13 protein-coding genes are annotated in these 21,112 nt (G+C 70.9%); 7 read left to right on the forward strand and 6 right to left on the reverse strand.

Going from position 1 to position 21,112, the window contains the following annotated elements; genetic code table 11:
• Positions 1-50: 50 nt before the first annotated feature.
• Both yicI and ACFWFI_RS06620 read right to left on the reverse strand, forming a co-directional pair.
• The gene (yicI, locus tag ACFWFI_RS06615) at positions 51-2,318 is read right to left on the reverse strand and encodes an alpha-xylosidase (protein ID WP_387386297.1); all 2,268 of its coding nucleotides are present in this window, start codon (positions 2,316-2,318) and stop codon (positions 51-53) included.
• The gene (locus tag ACFWFI_RS06620) at positions 2,315-5,254 is read right to left on the reverse strand and encodes a glycoside hydrolase family 3 C-terminal domain-containing protein (RefSeq protein ID WP_387386300.1); all 2,940 of its coding nucleotides are present in this window, start codon (positions 5,252-5,254) and stop codon (positions 2,315-2,317) included. Before ACFWFI_RS06620 ends, yicI begins: the two co-directional genes overlap by 4 nt.
• Before the next feature lie 412 nt (positions 5,255-5,666).
• Here ACFWFI_RS06620 and ACFWFI_RS06625 point away from each other — a divergent pair, with 412 nt between their 5' ends.
• Genes ACFWFI_RS06625 through ACFWFI_RS06655 form a run of 7 tightly spaced genes read left to right on the forward strand, consistent with a single transcriptional unit; the run spans position 5,667 to position 16,552 of the window.
• Positions 5,667-7,340, forward strand: a complete 1,674-nt coding sequence (locus tag ACFWFI_RS06625) for an extracellular solute-binding protein (protein ID WP_387386302.1) — start codon at positions 5,667-5,669, stop codon at positions 7,338-7,340.
• A 1-nt stretch (position 7,341) separates the two neighbouring features.
• On the forward strand, positions 7,342-8,370 hold the full coding sequence (locus ACFWFI_RS06630; RefSeq protein ID WP_387386304.1) for an ABC transporter permease: 1,029 nt from the start codon (positions 7,342-7,344) through the stop codon (positions 8,368-8,370).
• A 17-nt stretch (positions 8,371-8,387) separates the two neighbouring features.
• Positions 8,388-9,311 carry a carbohydrate ABC transporter permease gene (locus tag ACFWFI_RS06635; RefSeq protein WP_387386384.1) on the forward strand — a complete coding sequence of 308 codons (924 nt, stop codon included), beginning with the start codon at positions 8,388-8,390 and terminating at the stop codon, positions 9,309-9,311.
• A gap of 54 nt (positions 9,312-9,365) precedes the next feature.
• Positions 9,366-11,603, forward strand: coding sequence for a sialidase family protein (locus ACFWFI_RS06640; RefSeq protein ID WP_387386306.1), 2,238 nt, complete (start codon positions 9,366-9,368; stop codon positions 11,601-11,603).
• Positions 11,604-11,618: 15 nt separating this feature from the next.
• Complete coding sequence (locus ACFWFI_RS06645; RefSeq protein WP_387386309.1) at positions 11,619-13,595, forward strand: beta-galactosidase; 1,977 nt, start codon at positions 11,619-11,621, stop codon at positions 13,593-13,595.
• Positions 13,592-15,811: a glycosyl hydrolase family 95 catalytic domain-containing protein gene (locus ACFWFI_RS06650; RefSeq protein ID WP_387386311.1), complete on the forward strand. Its 2,220-nt coding sequence runs from the start codon at positions 13,592-13,594 to the stop codon at positions 15,809-15,811. Before ACFWFI_RS06645 ends, ACFWFI_RS06650 begins: the two co-directional genes overlap by 4 nt.
• A 33-nt stretch (positions 15,812-15,844) precedes the next feature.
• The gene (locus ACFWFI_RS06655) at positions 15,845-16,552 is read left to right on the forward strand and encodes a glycoside hydrolase family 12 protein (protein ID WP_387386312.1); all 708 of its coding nucleotides are present in this window, start codon (positions 15,845-15,847) and stop codon (positions 16,550-16,552) included.
• A 131-nt stretch (positions 16,553-16,683) separates the two neighbouring features.
• Here ACFWFI_RS06655 and ACFWFI_RS06660 read toward each other — a convergent pair whose 3' ends face one another.
• From ACFWFI_RS06660 to ACFWFI_RS06675, 4 genes are all read right to left on the reverse strand, one after another.
• Positions 16,684-18,456, reverse strand: coding sequence for an aKG-HExxH-type peptide beta-hydroxylase (locus ACFWFI_RS06660; RefSeq protein ID WP_387386314.1), 1,773 nt, complete (start codon positions 18,454-18,456; stop codon positions 16,684-16,686).
• Between the two features lie 50 nt (positions 18,457-18,506).
• A complete protein-coding gene (locus tag ACFWFI_RS06665; protein ID WP_387386317.1) occupies positions 18,507-18,695 on the reverse strand; it encodes an aldo/keto reductase in 189 nt (62 codons plus the stop codon).
• Positions 18,696-18,796: 101 nt separating this feature from the next.
• Entirely contained in the window at positions 18,797-19,891 is a 1,095-nt protein-coding gene (locus tag ACFWFI_RS06670) for an effector-associated domain 2-containing protein (RefSeq protein WP_387386319.1), read from the reverse strand.
• On the reverse strand, positions 19,888-21,054 hold the full coding sequence (locus tag ACFWFI_RS06675; RefSeq protein WP_387386322.1) for an alpha/beta fold hydrolase: 1,167 nt from the start codon (positions 21,052-21,054) through the stop codon (positions 19,888-19,890). Before ACFWFI_RS06675 ends, ACFWFI_RS06670 begins: the two co-directional genes overlap by 4 nt.
• Positions 21,055-21,112 lie beyond the last annotated feature (58 nt).

A 21,112-nucleotide genomic window follows, 5' to 3' on the forward strand; every position in this document is an offset into this window, starting at 1 on the left:
GTGCGTACGAACGCACCGGGCCGCCGGTTACCTCCGGGCGCTTTCACGGATCAGGCGACGGTCACCGTGCCGGCCCCCTCCCCCACCGATTCGGATCCCTCCACACTCACCCGGAACACCCGGTCGGTCCCCTCCGCGGTGACGTGCACACCGGCCCCGTCCCGTACGACACGGAACACCGCGGCCGGGGCGCCGGTCAGGTCCGGCACGGTCACCGTGCGCTCGTCCGTACCGGAGCCGAAGACCCGCAGGGTGAGGCCGTCCAGCCAGTCGCCGTCCGGGCGCTGGTCGTCGGCGCCCCAGGGAAGTACGGCGCCGTCCCTGACCAGCAGGGGCACGCTGTCGAAGCCATGGGTCTCGTGCCGCCAGACGGGCCCGGTGATGCGCTCGCCGGTGAGCAGCGAGGTCCAGGTGCCCTCGGGGACGTAGTACTCGACCTCGCCGTCCTCCGTGAAGACCGGGGCGACCAGCAGGTCCGGGCCGAGCATGTACTGCCGGTCCAGCGTGCGGGAGGCGGGGTCGCCGGGGAACTCCGCCAGCATCGGCCGCATCATCGGGACACCCGTACGGTGCGCCTCGGCGGCCACTCCGTAGAGGTAGGGCATGAGCCGGTGCTTGAGCAGGGTGAACTGCCGTGCCACGTCGACGGCTTCCTCGCCGAACTCCCACGGCACGCGGTAGGAGACGTTGCCGTGGAGCCGGCTGTGCGAGGAGAGCAGGCCGAAGGCCAGCCAGCGCTTGAAGACCGCCGGGTCGGGAGTGCCCTCGAAGCCGCCGATGTCGTGGCTCCAGAAGCCGAACCCGGACAGGCTCAGCGACAGCCCGCCGCGCAGCGACTCCGCCATCGCGGTGAACGAGGCGAAGCAGTCGCCGCCCCAGTGCACCGGGAACTGCTGGCCGCCCGCCGTCGCCGACCGGGCGAACAGCACCGCCTCACCCACACCTCGCTCCTTCTCCAGGAGCTCGAAGACGGTGCGGTTGTAGATCTGCGCGTAGTAGTTGTGCATCCGCTCCGGGTCGGAACCGTCGTGCCAGACGACGTCCGTGGGGATGCGCTCGCCGAAGTCCGTCTTGAAGCAGTCGACACCCTGGTCGAGCAGGACCCGCAGCTTGTCGTTGTACCAGGCGCGGGCGGCCGGGTTGGTGAAGTCGACCAGTGCCATACCCGGCTGCCACAGGTCCCACTGCCAGATGTCACCGTTGGCCCGCCGCACCAGATAGCCGTGTTCGGCTCCCTCCGCGAACAGGGCCGACTTCTGGGCGATGTAGGGGTTGATCCACATGCTGATGCGCAGCCCGCGCTCCTTGAGGCGGGCCAGCATCCCCTCCGGGTCGGGGAAGACCTCGGGGTCCCAGAGGAAGTCCGACCACTGGTACTCGCGCATCCAGAAGCAGTCGAAGTGGAAGACGCTCAGCGGGATTCCGCGCTCCGCCATGCCGTCGACGAAGGAGGTGACGGTCTCCTCGTCGTAGGACGTGCAGAAGGACGTGGTCAGCCAGAGACCGAACGACCAGGCCGGGGGCAGCGCGGGCCTGCCGGTCAGGGCCGTGTAGCGGGACAGGACGTCCTTCGGGGTCGGGCCGGCGACGATGTAGTACTCGATCGACTGGTCCTCGACGCTGAACTGCACCTGCCCGACGGACTCGGAGCCGATTTCGAAGGAGACCTTGCCGGGGTGGTTGACGAAGACGCCGTAGCCGCGCGATGACAGGTAGAACGGGATGTTCTTGTAGGCGAGTTCACTGCTGGTACCGCCGTCGGCCTGCCAGATGTCGACACTCTGGCCGTTCTTGACGTACGGGGTGAAGCGCTCGCCGAGACCGTAGACGTTCTCGCCCACGTCCAGGGCGAGTTGGGCGATCATGTGATGGACACCGTCGGGCGTGGTCGCGAACGCCGTCCCCTTCGCGTCCACCTGGGTGAGCCGTCGGCCGTCGCCGTCGAGGAAGGTGATTCCCCAGGGTCCGTCGCCGTCCATGCGTAGCGTCAGCGGCCCGCTGGTGAGCTCCGTGACCGCACCGTCCCGGCGGGTGCGGGCGACGGGGGTCGCCGTGTCGTCCGCGAGCAGCGTGAAGTCCGGCCCGCGCCGGGCCTTTCCCGCGTGATGGGTGGTGCGTACGCCGATGACGCCCTCGGCCGGGGAGAAGCATTCGACCGTGATCAGCGGTGTGTTGAGCGTGTCTCCGCGCGCCGCGACAGGCTTGACCGCCGCGTACGCCGTGAACCGGTCGTCATCGACACGCAGATCGCGGATCTCCGTTGCGTAGGACGCGCGGACACCCTCACGCATCAGCCAGAAGCCGTCGGTGAACCTCATGCGGACTCCTTGCCGGGGATGACGTCGATGCGGGCGAGACGCAGGGACCCGGAGAGGCCGATACTCAGCTCGTGCACCCCACGGAGGTCGAGCGCGGTCTCGACGGTGCGGTACTCGTACGGGCCCTGGTCGCCGGAGAAGAGGGTGCTCAGGCTGTGTCCGCCCACACTCACGGCGATGGCTCCCTCTCCCGAGACGAGGAAGGCCAGTCCGGCCACGCCCTCGCCGAAGTCGCACGCCCGGTAGACGAGATGCCCCTCTCCGCCCGCGGAGGCGGGGGCGACGACGTCACCCTCCGTCTTCCTGCGGTCGAGGATCACCGTGTCCTTCTGCCTGTCGTAGTCGGCGGCCTCCAGTCCTCGCGCCACCACAGGCCGCGGGCCCCGCGCTTCCCCGTCGACGACCTCTGTGGCGGTCAGCCGGATGTCGGCGCTCGACGCGCCCGCGAGGATCTCGTACGCGCCCGGCTCGACGGCCCATCGGCCGTGCGCCACACTCCAGTGACCCAACTCCTCTACGGGCACGACGAATTCGACGCGCTCCGCGGCGCCGGGTGCGAGGTGCACCCGGCGGTGGCCGACCAGCTTGCGCAGCGGCAGGTCCACGTGATCGCCCAGGCCCGGGAGCCGGCGTCCCAGGCCCTTGGGGGCCGGCTCATCCTTCTCCGCGGGCCCGGCCGCGCGGACGTACACCTGGGCCACCTCGTCGGCGGCGGTCGCCCCGTCGTTGGTGACGGTCAGTGATACCCGCAGCTGCTCACCGTCCACCTCCGTCCGCAGTGCGGAGTAGCTGAAGCCGGCGTAGCCGAGGCCGTGTCCGAAGGGGAAGAGCGGGGTGCCGCTGAAGTAGAGGTACGTCTGCCGGGAACCGATGATGTCGTAGTCGAACAGGCCCGGCAGATCGTCGTCGCTCGCGTACCAGGTCTGCGGGAGCCGTCCGGCCGGGGAGACGTCACCGGCGAGTACGCGCGCGAGCGCGGTACCGGCGGCCTGGCCTCCGTGCGCCGTCCAGAGCAGGGCCGGCAGTCCTTCCGCCGCGTCGACGACGGCGTACGGGTAGGCGGAGGCGAGGACGAGGACCGTACGCGGGTTGGCGGCGTGCGCGGCGCGCCACAGACGGTCCTGCTGGGCGGGGAGGGCCAGGGTGGTGCGGTCCTCGGTCTCACGGCCGTTGATGTGGGGGTCGTTGCCCGCGACGACGATCACGGTGTCGGCGGCCGCGGCGACCCGGGCCACGGCGTCGGCGCCGTACTCGACGGTCTCCGGCTCGAAGACCGTGGCGTCGTCCCGGGAAATCTTCTCGCCGGATTCGGCAACCTTCGCGCCGTCGGCGGCGACAGACACGTACCCACCGGTCCCGATGTGCAGAAGGCGGTGCCCGCCGTCGTGCCCCTCCACCGCTTCCAGGCGGAACGTCTCCTGGACGACCCAGCCGCCCGGCTCGTCCGCGGACGCCCTGACGTATCCGTCGTCGGCGACGGAGAGGTACAACCCCTCGTCGGTACGCAGGGTGAGAACGCCGTCGCCCCAGTCGACGAGGGCCAGTTCGGTGGCCTCCTCGCCGCAGGTCAGCGGGGGCAGGTCGGTGCGGCCGGCGAGGAGGGCCGGGTCGAGGGCGCCTTCCGCGCCCCGCGCCTCTGCGTCCTTCGCCCCGTCGGCCACGGGCACGCGGAGCCAGCCGTCGGAGCTCTTCAGCCGGACGCGGTCGACGCCCTCCGTGAAGAGGACGTTCTCGGCGCCGTACCGTTCGCGGATTCCGTCGAGCGTCGTCGAGCGGTGCATGAGCGTGCCGCTGTACCAGTCGAGCTTGCAGGCGTCGGCGAGAAGTCCGACCACTGCGACGGTCCGACCCTGCTCGGGCTCCAGGGGCAGCAGGCCGTCGTTCTTGAGCAGCACGACGGCCTGTTCGGCTGCCTCGAGGGCGAGCGCGCGGTGCTCCTCGGTGTCCAGGTCGTCCACCCGTGCGTACGGATCGAGCTCCGGGTCGAACTCTCCGAGCGCGAAGCGCATGGCGAGCAGCCGGCGGACCGCCGTGTCGATGTCGCTCTCGTCGATGAGCCCCTTGGCGAGCGCGTCGCGGATGCGGCCGGTCATGACCGTGGAGTCCGTGCCGTGGTCGGTGAAGCTGTCGACACCCGCCTTCAGGGCGGCCGCGGTGGCCTCCTCGTGGGTGTCGAAGTAGTGCTCGGAATCGACCAGGTTGGAAGGCGCGCCCGCGTCCGAGCAGACGACGAGGGGCTGGTCGGTCCAGCGCCTCAGGTGCTGCTCAAGGAGCGGCGAGACGTGGTTCGGGCGGCCGTTGACCAGGTTGTAGGCGGGCATGACTCCGGCCACGGCCCCGGCCCGCACGGCGTCGCGGAAGGCCCGCAGGTCGTACTCGTGCAGGACGCGCGGGCGGACCGACGAGGAGGCGGTGTCACGGTCGGTCTCGTTGTTGTGCGCGAGCCAGTGCTTGAGAACGGGGGCGGTGCGCCAGTAGCGGGGGTCGTCCCCGCGCAGCCCCCGGGTGTAGGCGACCGCGATGGCGGAGGTGAGGGCCGGGTCCTCGGAGTACCCCTCCTCGCCGCGGCCCCACAGCGGGTGGCGCAGCAGATTCACCGTCGGCGCCCAGACGTTGAGCCCGACGCGGTCGTCCTGGGCGCGCTTGGCCCGCACCTCGTTGCCGACGGCCTCGCCGATCCGGCGGACCAGGTCGTCGTTCCAGGTGGCGCCGAGGCCGACGGCCTGCGGGAAGACGGTGGCGGGCCCCATCCAGGCGACCCCGTGCAGGGCCTCCTGTCCGGTGCGGAACGGGCCGAGCCCCAGCCGCTCCACCGCCGGGGCGAACTGATGCAGCATCGCGATCCGCTCGTCGAGCGTGAGCCGTCCGAGCAGATCGTCGGTGCGCCGGGAGAAGGACAGCTGCGGGTCGCGGAAGGGAAGCGGATGGTCCGTCACGTGCGGGTCCCCTTGGAGAGGTGGGAGGTTTTCCGGTCTGCGGGTGCCGAGTGGTCCCTCGGCGCGAGGAGAAGATCTTTCGAAGCGCTTCGATGCTCTGCGGCCAACCCCGCAGGTGTCAAGGGCGCTACCGCCCCAAAGAGGCTCTTCCGGACGCATCGGAGCCACATCGCACCGGGAAACGGTTCGGAAACAGGTCGGAGGAATATCGAAACGAACTCTTGTGTGGCCGGGACCCTTCACTTAACCTCGCTGCAACATCGAAGCGCTTCGACGAGGCAGCCCGTTGACCGCTTCAGCTCAGCCGGTGCAGTGCCGACCGGCTCGGCCGGTAACGCCCCTACCTCAGACACAGGGCCGAGCGGCAGTCGCCGCCGCGGGCCGTCCTGTTGCACCACGAAGGGTTGACGCAATGACGCCGAACTCCCCCTCCGCTCCCAGCCGGAGACGATTCCTCGCCTCCTCCGTGGTTGTCGCGGCAGCCGTGGGCGGCGGGATGCCGCTCCTCGCCGCCTGTGGCGGCGGTTCCGGTGGCTCGAAGAACGAGGGCACCACCACGGGTCAGAAGCTGAAGGACATCCTTCCCGCCTACGTGCCCTCGAAGGCCGTCACCCCTGACATCCCCAGCAAGAACGGCTCCGCCGACGGATTCACGACGGCGCTCCCGGCCGACAAGCTGGCCGTGTCCGTGCCGAAGAAGCTGGGCAAGGGCAGCGAGATCAGCATCATGGCCCCGCTGTGGGGCACCTCGCCCGGTGAGGGCAACGCCTACTGGACGGCGATGGACACGGCCGCCGGCGTCAAGGTCAAGTGGCAGAACCAGGACGGCAACGTCTACGGGCAGAAGCTCGGCGCGGTGCTCGCGTCCAGCTCCATCCCGGACGCCGTCGTCGTCCCGGGCTGGGAGCTCAGGGGCAAGATCCCGAGCGCCATCGCCAACAAGTTCGCCGACCTCGGCCCCTACCTGTCGGGCGACAAGGTCAAGGCCTACCCCAACCTGGCGGCCATTCCCACCGGCGCCTGGCAGCGCGGCATCTTCGCCGGCCAGCTGCGCGGGATCCCCATGCCGGCCGAAGCCACGCCCAACATCACCCCCTTCTACCGCGCCGACATATTCGAGGAGAAGGGGTACGAGGTCCCGACCAGCACGAAGGAGTTCTACGACCTCTGCAAGGAGATCAACGCGCCCACGAGCAAGGTGTGGGCGTGCAGCGACATGACCTGGTCGGCGTACAACTTCTTCGGGGTGCTGCCGGAGAAGCCCTACTACTGGCAGCTGGTCGACGGCAAGCTGGTGAATCGCTACGAGACCCAGGAGTACCTGGAGGCGCTGGAGTGGTCGCGCTCGCTGTACTCGGCCGGCTTCGTGCACCCGGACGCCAAGGCGGAGACCGGCGACATGCGCACCACGTTCTCCTCCGGCAACGTCCTCATGTACAACGCGGACATCTCCGACTGGTACGCGGCGACCGCCGTCCAGCGCCTGGACAAGCCGGAGTTCCGGATGGGGGCGATGGACATCTTCGCCCACGACGGCGGTGACCCCGTCCTCTACGCGGCCTCCCCCTCCAACATCTGGTGCTGCGTCAGCAAGAAGGCCGACAAGAAGGTCGTCGAGGACCTCCTCGCACTGGCCAACTTCACCGCCGCTCCGTACGGGACCAAGGAACAGCGTCTGCGGGCGTACGGCGTGGAGGGCACCCACCACACCCTCAAGGACGGGGTGCTCGTCAAGAACGACAAGGGCAACAACGAGGTCTTCGCCACCTACGAGTACATCGCCACCTCCGCGCCGTACCGCGCGTACCCGGACTACCCGGACGTCGCCAAGGGTGTCATCGAGTGGCAGCAGCGCCAGGGCGCGCACCTGAGGAAGCCGCTGTTCCACGGCATGCAGATCCAGGAGCCCACCCGGTACACCGAGCTCAACGCACAGTTCGAGGCCCTGGAGAAGGACATCGTGCGCGGCCGCAAGAAGGTCAGCGACATGCAGCAGCAGGTCTCGGACTGGAAGACCAAGGGCGGCGACAAGCTGCGCGACTGGTACAAGAAGCTGCTCGACGAGACCGGTGAGTCGGCCTCCTGACATGTCACTGAGCACAGATGACCGGCGCGCGCAGGGGTCCTCCTCTGCGCCGCCGTCGGTCGAGAAGGATGGACCTGCCCGCGGGCAGGTCCAGGCAGCCGCGAAGATGCCACTGCGGCACCGGCTACGGCGTGACCGGACGCTGCTTCTGATGACCCTGCCGGCGATGCTGCTGCTGCTGGTCTTCGCCTACATCCCCCTGGCGGGCAACGTCGTCGCCTTCCAGGACTACGACCCGTACGTCGCGGACAACGCCTTCCAGGCAATCACGCAGAGCCCCTGGGTCGGTCTCGAGTGGTTCCAGCAGATGGTGAACGACCGGCTGTTCTGGTCGGCGCTGGGCAACACGCTGACGATCTTCCTGTTGCAGCTGACGCTCTTCTTCCCGGTGCCGATCCTGCTCGCGCTGTTCATCAACAGCTTCGTGCGACCCCGGGTCCGGGCGGTGGCGCAGGCGATCCTCTACCTGCCGCACTTCTTCTCCTGGGTCCTCGTCATCACGGTCTTCCAGCAGATGTTCGGCGGCGCGGGGCTCATCGCGCAGACGCTGCGGGAGAACGGCTACGAGGGCTTCGACCTCATGACGAACCCCGGTCTGTTCAAGTTCCTGATCACCTTCGAGATGATCTGGAAGGACGCCGGCTGGGGTGTCATCGTCTTCCTCGCCGCCCTGGCCTCGGTCAGTCCGGAGCTCTACGAGGCGAGCGCGATGGACGGCGCGAACCGCTGGCGCCGGATGTGGCACGTCACGCTGCCCGCCCTGCGCCCGGTCGTTGCACTGCTGCTGGTCCTCCAGGTGGGCAACGCGCTCACCGTGGGCTTCGAGCAGATCCTGCTCCAGCGCACGGCCGTCGGGCCGGGCGCCTCCGAGGTCCTCGATACCTACGTGTGGAACGTGGGCATCCAGTACGGCGGCTTCAGCTACGCGGCTGCCGTCGGGATCGCCAAGGGAATCTTCGGTCTGCTGCTGGTCCTCGGGGCCAACAAGGTCGCCCATCTCATGGGTGAGCAGGGGGTGTACAAGAAGTGAGCGGCCTGCTCTACCGAATGACCGGCGTGGCCGGGGTCAAGCCCGGTACGCGGGGCCGGCTGCGGCCGGTGTGGGAGGAGGAGCCCACGAAGGCGGGCCTCGCCTCCAAGGGCGTGGTCCTGGTCCTGGCCTGTCTGGCCGTGCTCTTCCCGCTCTGGGTCGTGATCGTCACCAGCCTCTCCTCGGTGAGAACCATCACCGAGGCCGGTGGGCTGGTGGTGATCCCGCGCGGCATCACGTTCGTCGCCTACCAGGAGCTCCTCGGCGGCGGCCAGGTCACCCGGGCCGCGGTGGTCAGCATCTGCGTGACCGTGGTCGGGACGCTCTTCAGCATGGCCGTGTCGATCATGTGCGCCTACGGCCTGTCCCGGCCGGGTTCCGTGCTCCACCGGCCGCTGCTCCTGTTCATGCTCGCCACGATGTTCTTCGGGGCAGGCCTGATCCCCACCTACCTGGTGGTCCAGGGGCTCGGACTCACCGATTCCTATCTGGCCCTGATCCTCCCGAGCGCGCTGAACGTCTTCAACATCCTGGTCCTGCGCGCCTTCTTCATGAGCACGGCGCAGGAGCTCGTCGAGAGCGCCCGCATCGACGGGGCGGGTGACTTCCGCATCCTGTGGCAGATCATCATGCCGCTGTCCCGCGCGGTCATCGCGGTGATCACGCTCTTCTACGCGGTCGGTTACTGGAGCGCCTGGTTCAACGCGTCCATCTACATCAGCGACCCGGAGATGATGCCGCTGCAGAACGTGATGAACCAGCTGGTCCTCAAGCAGGAACGGCCCACCGGTCTGACGCAGGTCATCAACACGGGCCACCTCTCCCTGCTCGCCATCCAGATGGCGGTCATGGTGCTGGCGCTGATCCCGGTCGCGTTCCTCTCGCCGTTCGTGCAGAAGCACTTCAAGGAAGGCATGCTCACCGGCGCCGTCAAGGGCTGATCCGCACCGCCTGCACCGCACTCACCTGTCACTCCCCTCCGGAGGGTCTTCGTCATGCGCGCTTCGTCGGTCCCGCAGCCAGAACCCGTCCCGCACCCGCGGCGCCGGACCGTCCTGGCCGGTGCGGCGGTGGTCGCGGCCTCGGCGTCCGTGCTGCCGGCGGCAGCGACGGCCGCGGCCGCCGGGCGGCCCGCGAAGTACCGGCCGCACCGCTGGCGCACCGCCGCCATCGGCGGGACGGGCTTCGTGACGGGCATCCTCTTCCATCCGGCCGTGCGCGGTCTCGCCTATGCCCGCACGGACATCGGCGGCGCCTACCGCTGGGACGACCGCAGGTCCCGGTGGACGGCGCTCACCGACCACCTCGGCTGGGACGACTGGAATCTGCTGGGCGTCGAGGCGATGGCCGTCGACCCGGCGCACCCGGACCGGCTGTACCTGGCACTCGGGACGTACGCGCAGGCGTGGGCGTCCCCGGGGGCGGTCCTCAGATCCGATGACCGTGGCGCGACCTGGGCGCGTACGGATCTCGATGTGCGTCTCGGGGCCAACGAGGACGGCCGGGGCTGCGGCGAGCGGCTCCTGGTCGATCCGCGCGACAGCGAGACGCTCTGGCTCGGTACGCGCCACGACGGGCTGCTGCGCTCGGAGGACCGCGGTGCCACCTGGACCGTCGACGCCTCCTTCCCGGCCACGGCGTCGGCGAGCGGCCAGGGCGTCACCCTGCTGGTGGCGGCCGGCCGGACCGTTTACGCGGGCTGGGGGGACGGCGGCACGGCCCTCTACCGTGGAGACGCCTCCGGCGGCTGGGAGGCCGTCCCCGGGCAGCCGTCCGCCGGTGCTGCGACGAGGCTGCCGGTCCGTGCCGCGTACGACGCGGGCAGCCGTGCGCTGTACGTGAGTTACGCGGACGGACCGGGCCCGAACAACCAGGCCGACGGTTCGGTGCACCGCCTCGACACGGTGACCGGGACCTGGACCGACGTGACCCCCGTGGCCCCGGGCGACGGCGACGCGTTCGGGTACGGCGGGGTCGCCGTCGACACGGCCCGCCCGGGCACGGTCGTCGTCTCCACGAACAATCGCTGGGGAGCGGTGGACACCCTGTTCCGCTCCACGGACGGCGGGACGAGCTGGACCTCGCTCAAGGACACGGCCGTGCTGGACGTGTCGGAGACCCCGTATCTGAAGTGGGGCGGGGAGCCCAAGTTCGGCTGGTGGATCCAGGCCGTCGCCGTGGACCCGTACGACTCGCGGCACATCGTGTACGGCACCGGCGCGACGATCTTCGGAACCCGCGACCTGGTGCACTGGGCCCCGGAGATCCGAGGTCTGGAGGAGTCGGCGGTGCGACAGCTGATCGCGCCGCCCTCGGGCGCCCGGCTGATCAGCGGGCTGGGGGACATCGGGGTCATGTACCACGACTCCCTGACCGCGTCCCCGTCGCGCGGCATGGCGTCGAACCCCGTGTTCGGCACGGCTACCGGACTCGCCCTGGCCACCCTGAAGCCGTCGTACGTCGTACGGACGGGCTGGCCGTCGGGCTCCGACTCGGCCGGCGCCTGCTCCCGCGACGGCGGGGCGAGCTGGCAGCCCTTCGCCTCCCAGCCCGCGATCGCCGCTTCGGCACCCGGTCCGGTGGCGGTCTCCGCCGACGGGGCGACCCTGCTGTGGTCGTTCGTCCACTGGGACGGCACGAAGTACGCGGCACACCGGTCCACGGACGGCGGGGTCACATGGGCCGAGGTCGCCACGTTCCCCAAGGGCGGCACTCCGGTCGCCGACCCGCTCGACCCGAAACGCTTCTACGTGTACGACACGGACACGGGCACGGTCTCCCTCTCCGCGGACAGGGGCGCCACCTTCACCGAGGGTGCGAAGGGGCTCCCTTCGGGGGATGTGCAGTTCCGCATCGCCGCGGCGCCGGGACGCTCCGGCGACCTGTGGCTGTCCGCCAAGGACAACGGGCTGCTGCGCTCGACGGACGGCGGTCGGACGTTCACTCCGGTGGCCGGCTGCCAGGCCTCGCACGCCCTCGGGTTCGGCAAGGCCGCCCCGTCCAGGAAGGGGGCGGGCTACCCGGCGGTCTTCCAGACCGGGCGGGTCTCCGCGACGTACGACGGTGTGGCCGTGCTCCGCTCGGACGACGCGGGCGCGACCTGGGTCCGTATCAACGACGACGCCCACCGGTGGGGGTGGACCGGAGAGGTCATCACCGGTGACCCACGAGTCCACGGCCGTGTCTATCTGGGCACCAACGGCCGCGGCATCCAGTACGCAGATCCCCAGTAGAGGAACGAGACGTCCATGCCGTCCCTGCACGACGCCACCCGTGGCCGCATCCTCTTCGGAGGCGACTACAACCCCGAGCAGTGGCCCGAGGAGGTGTGGGCCGATGACGTCCGGCTGATGAAGGAGGCCGGGGTCAACACCGTCACCGTCGGTGTCTTCTCCTGGGCGATGATCGAACCCCGTCCGGGAGCACGGGAGTTCGGCTGGCTGGACCGGCTCATGGACCTCATGGGCGCCAACGGGATCGGGGTCGTCCTCGCCACGCCGACGTCGTCACCGCCGCCGTGGATGGGAGCCCTGCACCCGGAGACGCTGCCGCGCGCCGAGGACGGGACGCTCGTCAACTACGGTTCCCGGCAGCACTTCTGCCCGAGCTCACCGGTCTACCGGCGCTATGCCGCGGCCCTCACCGAGGACCTCGCCGCACGCTACGCGGACCATCCGGCGCTCACCGTGTGGCACATCAACAACGAATACTGCACGCACTGCTGGTGCGACGAGACGGCCGCCCACTTCCGCCGCTGGCTGGCATCCCGCTACACCACCCTGGGCGCGCTCAACGACGCCTGGGGCACGGCGTTCTGGAGTCAGCGCTACGACACCTGGACGGAGATCCTGCCGCCGCGCCGGGCGCAGTACATGCGCAATCCCGCCCAGGAGCTGGACTTCAAGCGGTTCACCTCCGACGCCCTGATGGAGTGCTACGTCGCCGAGCGGGACATCGTCGCCCGGCACACCCCGCACATCCCGGTGACGACCAACTTCATGCCGCTGTGGTCGGGCCAGGACGCCTGGGCCTGGGCGGAGCAGGAGGACATCGTCTCCGTCGATGTCTACCCGGATCCGACGGACCCGTGGGGCGGCCAGTACAACGCCATGCTCGCCGACATGACCCGCTCGCAGGCCCGCGGGCCGTGGATGGTGATGGAGCAGGCGGCCGGACCGGTCAACTGGCGGAGCGTCAACCACCCCAAGCCGGCCGGTCTCAACCGGCTCTGGTCACTGCAGGCGGTGGCCAGAGGCGCGGACGCCCTCTGCTACTTCCAGTGGCGGCAGTCCCGGCAGGGCGCCGAGAAATTCCACTCCGGGATGCTGAGCCACGCCGGTGAGCACGGCCGTACGTTCCGGGAGGTCAAGCGCATCGGCTCCGAACTCGCCCTGCTCGGTTCCGAGTTGAGCGGCACCGAGGTGCCCGCCGAGGTCGCCGTGCTCCACGACTGGGACGCCTGGTGGTCGAGCACCCAGGAGGGCCGCCCGTCCTCCCTGGTCTCGTACACGGAGCTGGTCCGGGCTTGGCACAGGGGTCTGTGGGAGAGCGGGATCGGCACGGAGTTCGCCCGCCCCGAAGCCGACCTGAGCGCCTATCGCATGGTGCTCGTGCCTCAGCTCCAGCTCCTCGGCGACGCGGCGGTCGACAACCTCGTCGCGTATGTGCGGGGCGGCGGCACGCTCGTGTGCGGGTTCTTCACCGGCGTCGCGGACACGGACGACCGGATCAGGCCCGGCGGCATGGACGGCCGGCTGCGTGACCTGTTCGGGATCAGCACCGTGCACGAGTGGTGGCCCCTGGACGCGGACGCGACCGTGGAGTGCGACGGCTTCCGAGGCACCCTGTGGTCGGAGGAGCTGGAACCCGACGGCAGTGCGGAGACCGTGGCCGCGTACCGCGGCGGCGAGCTGGACGGGCTTCCTGCGGTACTCCGCAAGGGCACCGCCTGGTACGTCTCGACACTGCCCGAACCCGAGGCGCTGCGCGGCCTGCTCGGCCGGGCCGCCGCCGATGCCGGGGTGCGCCCCGTGCTGGAGGGACTGCCCGCCGGGGTCGAGGCGGTGCGGCGCGGCGGGCTTCTCTTCCTGCTGAACCACGGCCGGTCCCCCGCCGGGGTGAAACTGCCGGGCCGGTACGTCGACCTGCTCACGGGTGCCGAGTCCGACGGCGCTGTGGAGCTGGACCGCTACGGCGTGGCCGTGCTCGGAGAAGCCTCCGCATGATCGACGGCACGTGGGAGCCCTGCCCCGCCACCCGCTGGGAGGACGCCTTCCTCAGCGGCAACGGCCGTCACGGGGCGATGGTGTACGGAGACCCGGCGGACGACCGGGTGATCGTCAACCACCACACCCTGGTGCGGCCCAACGGGAGCGAGGACCTCCGGCCGCCGGAGCTCGCCGACCGGCTCGACCGCCTTCAGGACGCGCTCCTGTCCGGGGACACGACGGCGGCCGAGGACTTCGGCGCGGGGCGTCCGCTGGTGTGGGTGCAGCCCTTCCACCCGGCGTTCCGGTCGCGCGTGCGCCGCACCCGGGGGCTCCACGAGGCGGTCGCCGGATACAGGCGCGAGGTCGACTTCACCACGGGTGAGGTGACCGCGTCGTACGAGGCGTGGCGCAGCGGTGTCTTCGTGTCGCGGGCCGACGACGTGGTCGTGCAGCACGTCACCGACCTCGGGCTGACCGCCGAGATCGTCCTGGACCACCTCCTGCCCGGCGCCCCCGCACAGCTGGCGGTCGGACGCTCCACCGTGCTGACCCCGGAGGGCGCGCACCTGGCACTGCGGGTGGGCTATCCGGACAGCGCACTCGGGTACACGGGCGTCACCGTGGCGCGGGTGGACGGCGGCAGTGTCTCCGTGGCCGGCGAGGGCATCCGGATCGAGGGGGCGCGGAGCCTCACCCTGACGACCCGGGTCGTCCGCGGGCCCGGCCGCCCGGACCTCGGGGAGCTGTGGGCCGCTCTGCCGCGCGAGGACTACGCCACACTGCTGGACCGGCACCGGCCGCTGCACCGGACCGCCTACGGGCGCGCCTCCTTCACGCTGCGGGACGCCGCGCCGGAGCGTGAGCTGTCCGGCAGCGAGCTGCTGCGTGCCCCGAAGTCTCCCGCGCTCCTGGAGAGACTCTTCGCGGCCGGCCGCTACCACCTGCTCTCCGCCTCGGGACTGCTGCCGCCCAGGCTCACCGGCCTCTGGACCGGCGACTGGGACACCGCCTGGTCCGGAGCCTTCACCACGAACGCCAACCTCAACCTCCAGGTCGCCTCCGCCGCCGCGGCCGGGCTCCCTGAGGTCACCGAGGCGCATGCGGCCCTGATCAACGGGCAGTTGGCCGACTGGAAGGACAACGCCCGCGCGCTCTTCGGGGCCCGGGGCGTCGTCGCCCCGTCCCACACGGACGGCGAGTCGGGCCACACCCGGCACTTCCAGCGCGCCTATCCGCTGCATCTGTGGACGGCCGGGGCGGACTGGCTGCTGCAGCCGCTCCTGGAGCACGCCGAGGTCACGACGGGGACTCCGGACGCCGCTCTGACCGAAGCCCTCGTCCAAGTGGCACTGTTCTACGAGGACTTCCTCAGCCGCGAGGACCCGGACGGAAACCTGGCGCTCGTGCCCTCGTACTCCCCGGAGAACCGGCCGGCCAACGCGAGCTGGGTCACGGTGAACGCCACGATGGACATCGCGGCGGCACGCCACGCCCTGACGACGGCCGCCGAGCACGCCCTCGGACACCCGTCGGCCGGCCTCTGGCGGTCACTCGCGGCCCGGCTCCCGGCATATCCGGTGAACGAGGACGGGGCGCTCGCCGAGTGGGCGTGGCCCGGCCTTCGGGAGACGTACGACCACCGCCACCTCAGCCACCTCTACCCGGTGTGGCCGCTGGACGCGATCAATCCGTACGACACCCCGGAGCTGGCCACGGCCGCGCACCGCGCGCTGGAACTGCGCGGCTCGGAGAACGACTCCGCCCACGGGCATCTGCACCAGGCCCTGATCGCCGCCCGGCTGCGGGACCCCTCCCGGGTGTCGGCGGCGCTGGGCGCGGTGCTGGGCGGCGACTTCTTCCACGACTCGCTGATGAGCGCGCACTACCCGTCCCGGAACGTCTACAACGCGGACGCGGCCCACACCCTGCCCGCCGCAGTGATCGAGTCGCTCGTCCAGTCGGCACCCGGCCGCCTGGTGCTGCTGCCCGCCGTCCCGGCGGCGTACCCGGCGGGTGAACTCCGGGGTGTGCGCACGCGGTTCGGCGCTCTCCTGGACCTGCGGTGGTCGGAGGACGGCGCGACGGCCGTGCTGCGTCCCACCCGCGACGCCCGCGTCGATCTGCGTACGGGCGACGGGCTCGCCCTCACCGAGACCTCCGCCGGAAACCCCCCGGCTCCGCTGGAGCTGACGGCCGGCGTGGACCGCGTCCTCACCCTGGGGCCGCGGTAGCAGTCCTCCATCCCCACATGGAAGGAACACCCCATGGCACGATCCACCCTGACCAGGCTGCTCCTGGCCCCGACGGCAGCCGTGGCCGCGCTGATCGGCTTCGCCGCTGCCCCGGCCCATGCCGCGATCTGGACCTCGTCGGAGCAGTGGGGCAACTACACCACGTCCGACGGCTACATCCTCTACAACAACATCTGGGGCTCCGGCGCGGGCACCCAGAGCATCTGGGCCAACTCGTCGAGCAACTGGGGCGTGACGGCGAACCACCCGAACACCGGTGGCATCAAGTCGTACCCGAACGCCAAGAAGATCGTCAACAAGCCGATCACGTCACTCTCGTCGCTGACCAGCGGCTACAACGTGACGGTCCCGTCGTCCGGCGCGTACAACACGTCGTACGACATCTGGGACACGGACTACGACTACGAGGTCATGCTCTGGGTGAACTACAACGGTGCCGTCGGCCCCCTCGGCACCTCCCAGGGCAACGTCACCCTCGGCGGGCACACCTGGACCGTCTACAAGGGCGACAACGGCGCCAACGAGGTCTTCTCGTTCCTGCGGACCTCGGACTCGTCCTCCGGCACCGTGGACATCCTGCCGATTCTGAAGTGGATCAAGGACACCAAGGGCTGGTGGGGCAACGAGACCATCGGTGACGTCCAGTTCGGCTACGAGATCACCTCGTCGTCGGGCGGGCTGAACTTCACGACCAACGGATTCAACGTCTCGTCGAACTGATCCGGCGGGCACAGATCCTGACGGGCCCTGATCCTGACGGGCGCCGATCCTGACGGGCCCTGATCCTGACGGGCGCCGATCCTGACGGGCCGGGGGACGCCCCCGGCCCGTCGGTGTGCACCGGCTGCTGCTCAGCGCGCGTCGGGGCTGCCGCCGGCCAGCCAGCGGGCGGTCTGCGTCCAGCGGTCGGGCGAGGACGCCCCCAGGAGCGCCGCGAACCGCTCGGGGCGGGCGAGCAGCCGACGGTCACGCGGGTGCAGCGCCGTATGCGCAAGCAGCCAGCCGGCCAGCGCGTGCGGGTCGACAGGGCCGGGACCGCGCAGCTGCTCGGCGTACGCCGCACGCGCCGCCTCCGGGTCCCCCGCGACCAGCAGCTCGTCGGCCGTCGGCGACCGGCGGGCCTCGAACTCCCGCAGCTGGTAGAGGCGGGCCCGGTCGTCCTGCCAGTACCCACGCCCCGGATCCGGGACGACGAGCGGTTCACCACCCGGTACGGGGGCGGCCCCGGAGCGCAACGCCTTGACGAGGTTGTCCTTGTCGTCCTCGCCGCAACGCAGGTTGCGCAGCCGCCACTCCACCCGGTGGCTGACCGCCGACGCCCGCGCCCTGGCCACGGTCGCGGGTTCCAGCGGCTCCCTCAGCCAGCCGTCGACGGTCTCGGACAACCGGGCGACGAGCCGTCGGCCGGGTTCGCTGAGCCGCGCATGTGTCGCCAGGGTGCGCAGGACCATGCGGGTCTGGAGCCGGCGCAGCGCGAAGAGGAACGGCGCGCGTCCGGCCGGGTCCGCTTCGGCGTCGCCGATCCGCTCCCGCCAGAAGCCGGTGACGCCGACGAAGGCGTACGCGCCGTGGAGGAGACCGGGCAGGTGACGGGGGTCGGCGCGCCAGGGCGCGTAGTGGCGCTCGGACCGGTCGTCGTCGAGGAGCGGGAAGAGGTGGAGCAGGGCGCCGAGTTTGCTGTGCTGGAACTCGTGGACGAGGGTCTCGGCGAGGGCGAGGCCGTCCCGCGGCCGGGCGATCACCATGGAGGCGAAGGCATCACCGGTGGAGGCGCTGAGCCCCTCGGCCGGCACGGGGAGCCCCGCGTCACCGTCCTTGGCCTGCCAGGGAACGATGCGGCTGATCTCCTCGGGCCGCAGTCCGCCGGGGCCGGTGCCGCCCCGGCGCAGGATGGCCACGGCGTCCTGGAACAGCTCCTTCCAGGCCCGCAGTTCCTCGGGGTCGAGACGGCCGGGCGCTATCGGCTCGTCCAGGTCGCGGTAGGGATCGAGGTCGTCGAGCTGGACGGCGCGCGCCCCCGGGCCGGTGTTCAGCCGGTGAACCGGCAGCCAGTGCGCCGATTCCGGGTCGGTGAGCGGGCGCACGACGATGTCCGGCCCGTGCTCGGTGCGGACGGTGAGGGTTCCGTCGGACACCGACGCCCGTACCGCCCCGAATCCGTCGTCGTCCTGGCCGGGCAGCCGGACCATGCCCAGCGCAGGCAGGCTGACGGCCGCGCCCCCGGCGGGCAGGAGCAGCTCGGCATCCGTACCCGCGTGCACAGCCGCCGCCGCGGCCACGGCGGCGATCTGTCCGGCGTCGGCCCAGAGGGGCGGCCCGGAGGCCGTGCCGTGCAGCCTCCGGAGCGTGTGGGCGAGCCAGCTGCCGACCTGGGGGGTCAGCAGCAGTTCGTCGACGGGCCCGGGAGCTCGGGTTGCAGCAGCCTCCAGGGCAGGCCAGATCGCCTGGGCGTCGAGGGTTGCCAGAATGCCGGGGTCCGCGTCGAAGAAGTCGAGGAGCTCTCGGAGGAGCAGGAGACGACGGGTACGTTCGCCCCGGACCAGGAACGCGACGGCCTCGGGCGAGCCGCCGCCTGCGGCGATCTCGTCGAACAGCGGGCCGGGCATACGGATCGGCGCGTACACATCGCTCCCTGTCGTGGACGGATTCATCGCGGCGGCGCACTCGGCCCTCACTACTCGGCCCGCCCCGGTTCACCGCCCCCCATCGCGTTGGTGCGCGCACGCCGGAGTTCGGCGAGCAGGCGTGCCGCACCGTCCGGAGCGGGCAGGCGCCTCAGATCGGCGACGCCTACGGAAGCCAGGTCCATGAGATCGGACTCGATGTGATCAGGTGTGCCGTCGGCGGGCACCGGCTGGTACAAGGCGCGCTCCCCCTTCGCGAGCGGTGGCACAGGATGCCACCGTTTACTCCATCATGACGACTGAGACCCCTTCCCGAAACCCGTGTGATCACGCCAGCAGATCACATCCCAGGCTCCGGGTCCGAGAGGAAGTCCTGCACGCTTGACTTGAGTTCGGACGCACGGACGGGGTCGTCGTCAATCAGGGTCACTGCCGCATACAGCTTCCACAGGCCGTCCGGCTGTGCCCTGACGGCGCGAAAGATCCCGATCACGTCCGTACGCGGCATGGGGTGCCTCGGCATCCGGGCGACGACGGCGGAGGGCAACTCGTTGACCAGAATCTGCCGTTCGTCACGGTCGTTCATCAGCGGATACGCCAGCAGGGCCGTGATGACCCTGGCGGCCGGAGGCTCCGCAGGCTGGGCACGCACACTCTCGCCCCACCCGATGAGCTCGCGGCGTTCCGGCGTCTCCAGACGGAGGCTGGGGACCTGCGTGGTGTGGCCCGCTTCGCGGAGAGCGCTCATCCTCGCCTTCACCGCATCGAACAGGGGCAGGGCCTCCGGCAGCGGATCGTCCGGGAGCTCGCGCAGCACGATGTCCGAGAACAGGCCGAGCCGGCGCTCCGGATCGTTTCCTGCCCGCTGCCCGCGACCGGCCGCGAACATCAGCGTCTGCTCGTGCGCGGCGACCCGTGCGCCGGTGGGAAAACGCTCGGTGGACAGTGACTGCGCGAAGTGGTGCTGTTCATCGAAGGTGCGGCACGCGTCCACCATCCACATCTGCAGTCCGAAGCCTGAGGCCACATCGCTCCTCAGCCGGGTAAGGGCGGATTCGACGTCGATGGCACGCCGGTCGGTCAGGGTGGCGTCGGCGGTGTAGAGCGCCAGGTTCTCGTATCCGTCCAGCACACCGTGGCCGCCCCACCACACCCACAGCGCCTCGTCCCTGCGGCCCGGGATGTCCTCGATGAAGGCACGCCTCAGGGAGTCGTGGTCGGCCGGGCGGAACGGCACGTCAGGGGCTGCCCCGGGCAGGGGCGCGAGATGGAGCTGTATCTGGCTGTCGGGAACGCCGCGGGCCAGCAGCCAGTCACGGAAGCGCATGGCGTCCCGGGCGGGCCCGGGAAGGTCCCAGCCGGACCCGGCGGCGTACCGCTCGATGCCGACGACCAGGGCGAAGATGCGCTCCGGCGGTATCCGTCTGCGGTTCACGGCAGCCGCTCCCCGATCGCACGGTAGACGGCCGGATCGGTCCAGTAGGCGCTGTGCGCCACGGGGAAGGGCTGCCGGCTGTCGGTCGCGATGTCCTGGGCGCGGCCGGGGAAGAGCGGTTCGGCGGCGTACCCGAGGAGATCGCGGCAGTCGTAGACATTCAGCCACGGCGGAACGTGGTCGGGCAGCGGATCCGGATGGGCGAGCGAGGGCAGCGCGCCCGTCTCGTACAGGAAGGGGCCCTGCGAGCCGACGGTTATCAGGAGTCCGACCCCTGGCAGCGGGCCGGATATGAGTGTGTCGAGCGCGATGATGCCGCCGAGACTGTGGCCGAGCAGGACGACGGGCGGCTCCACCGTTGCCACGAGCTCCCGCAGGCCCTGACGCATGTCCTCGCCCCTGGCGAGGTACTTGAGGATGTCACCGGCTGCCGGGTGCGCGGCGTCGGTGAGCGCGCGGCGGCGTCGCACGGCGTAGCGGGAGCCGAGACGTACGAGGGGCCGCCCGGCCATCCGGAGCAGGGGCCCGCGGCCTGTGCCGGGGGGCGCGGCGCCCAGGCGCTCGGCGAGTGCGGCGACAGCCGCGTCCCTGACGTCGCCGCCACCCTGCACGGGGCTGTCGGCCGCGAGTTCCGTCGCGATGACCGTGGCGGTCAGCGCCCGGGCCAGTACCCACGCCAGGGCCTCCTGGTCCAGGGCCTCGGCGGCGGGGCCGAGCAGAGGGCTGCGCGCCAGCTCGGCCGCAGCCTCCGGAAGCCCGGGACCGAGCGCGCCCGCCCGAGGCTCACTCTCTGCCGCGAGCCGGCGGAGTAGCGACCTCGGACGTTCGTCGGGAAAGGCCGCACCGGGCGGTGTGACGCGCGGGCCCGCTCCGGCGGCGGCAATGGCGAGCTCGGCCGAGGGGTCCTCGTACAGGCGGGCCCACTCCTCCGTCTCGTCGGGGCCGTCAAGGTCTCCGGCGCCCCGGCCGGTCCCGGCGCCCGGTCCGGCCGGAATGCTGGCGCCGTCCGCGACGAGCTTCGCCCCGTGCGGCCCGCCCCAGTCGTACGCGAGGATACGTACGCCGGAAGCCGTTTCCGTCAGCCCTGAAACGATCCGCGCCAACAGCGTGCTGAGGTGCGGTTCGCGCACACCTGTGCCGTGAGTGAAGACCACAGTGGTCATGTGCCGCCCCCGTTGCCTTGCGCTGCGGCCCTGCCCGCCGCCATGGAGGCGGCGGGCA

Source organism: Streptomyces sp. NPDC060209 (assembly GCF_042728155.1).
Classification (GTDB): Bacteria; Actinomycetota; Actinomycetes; order Streptomycetales; family Streptomycetaceae; genus Streptomyces.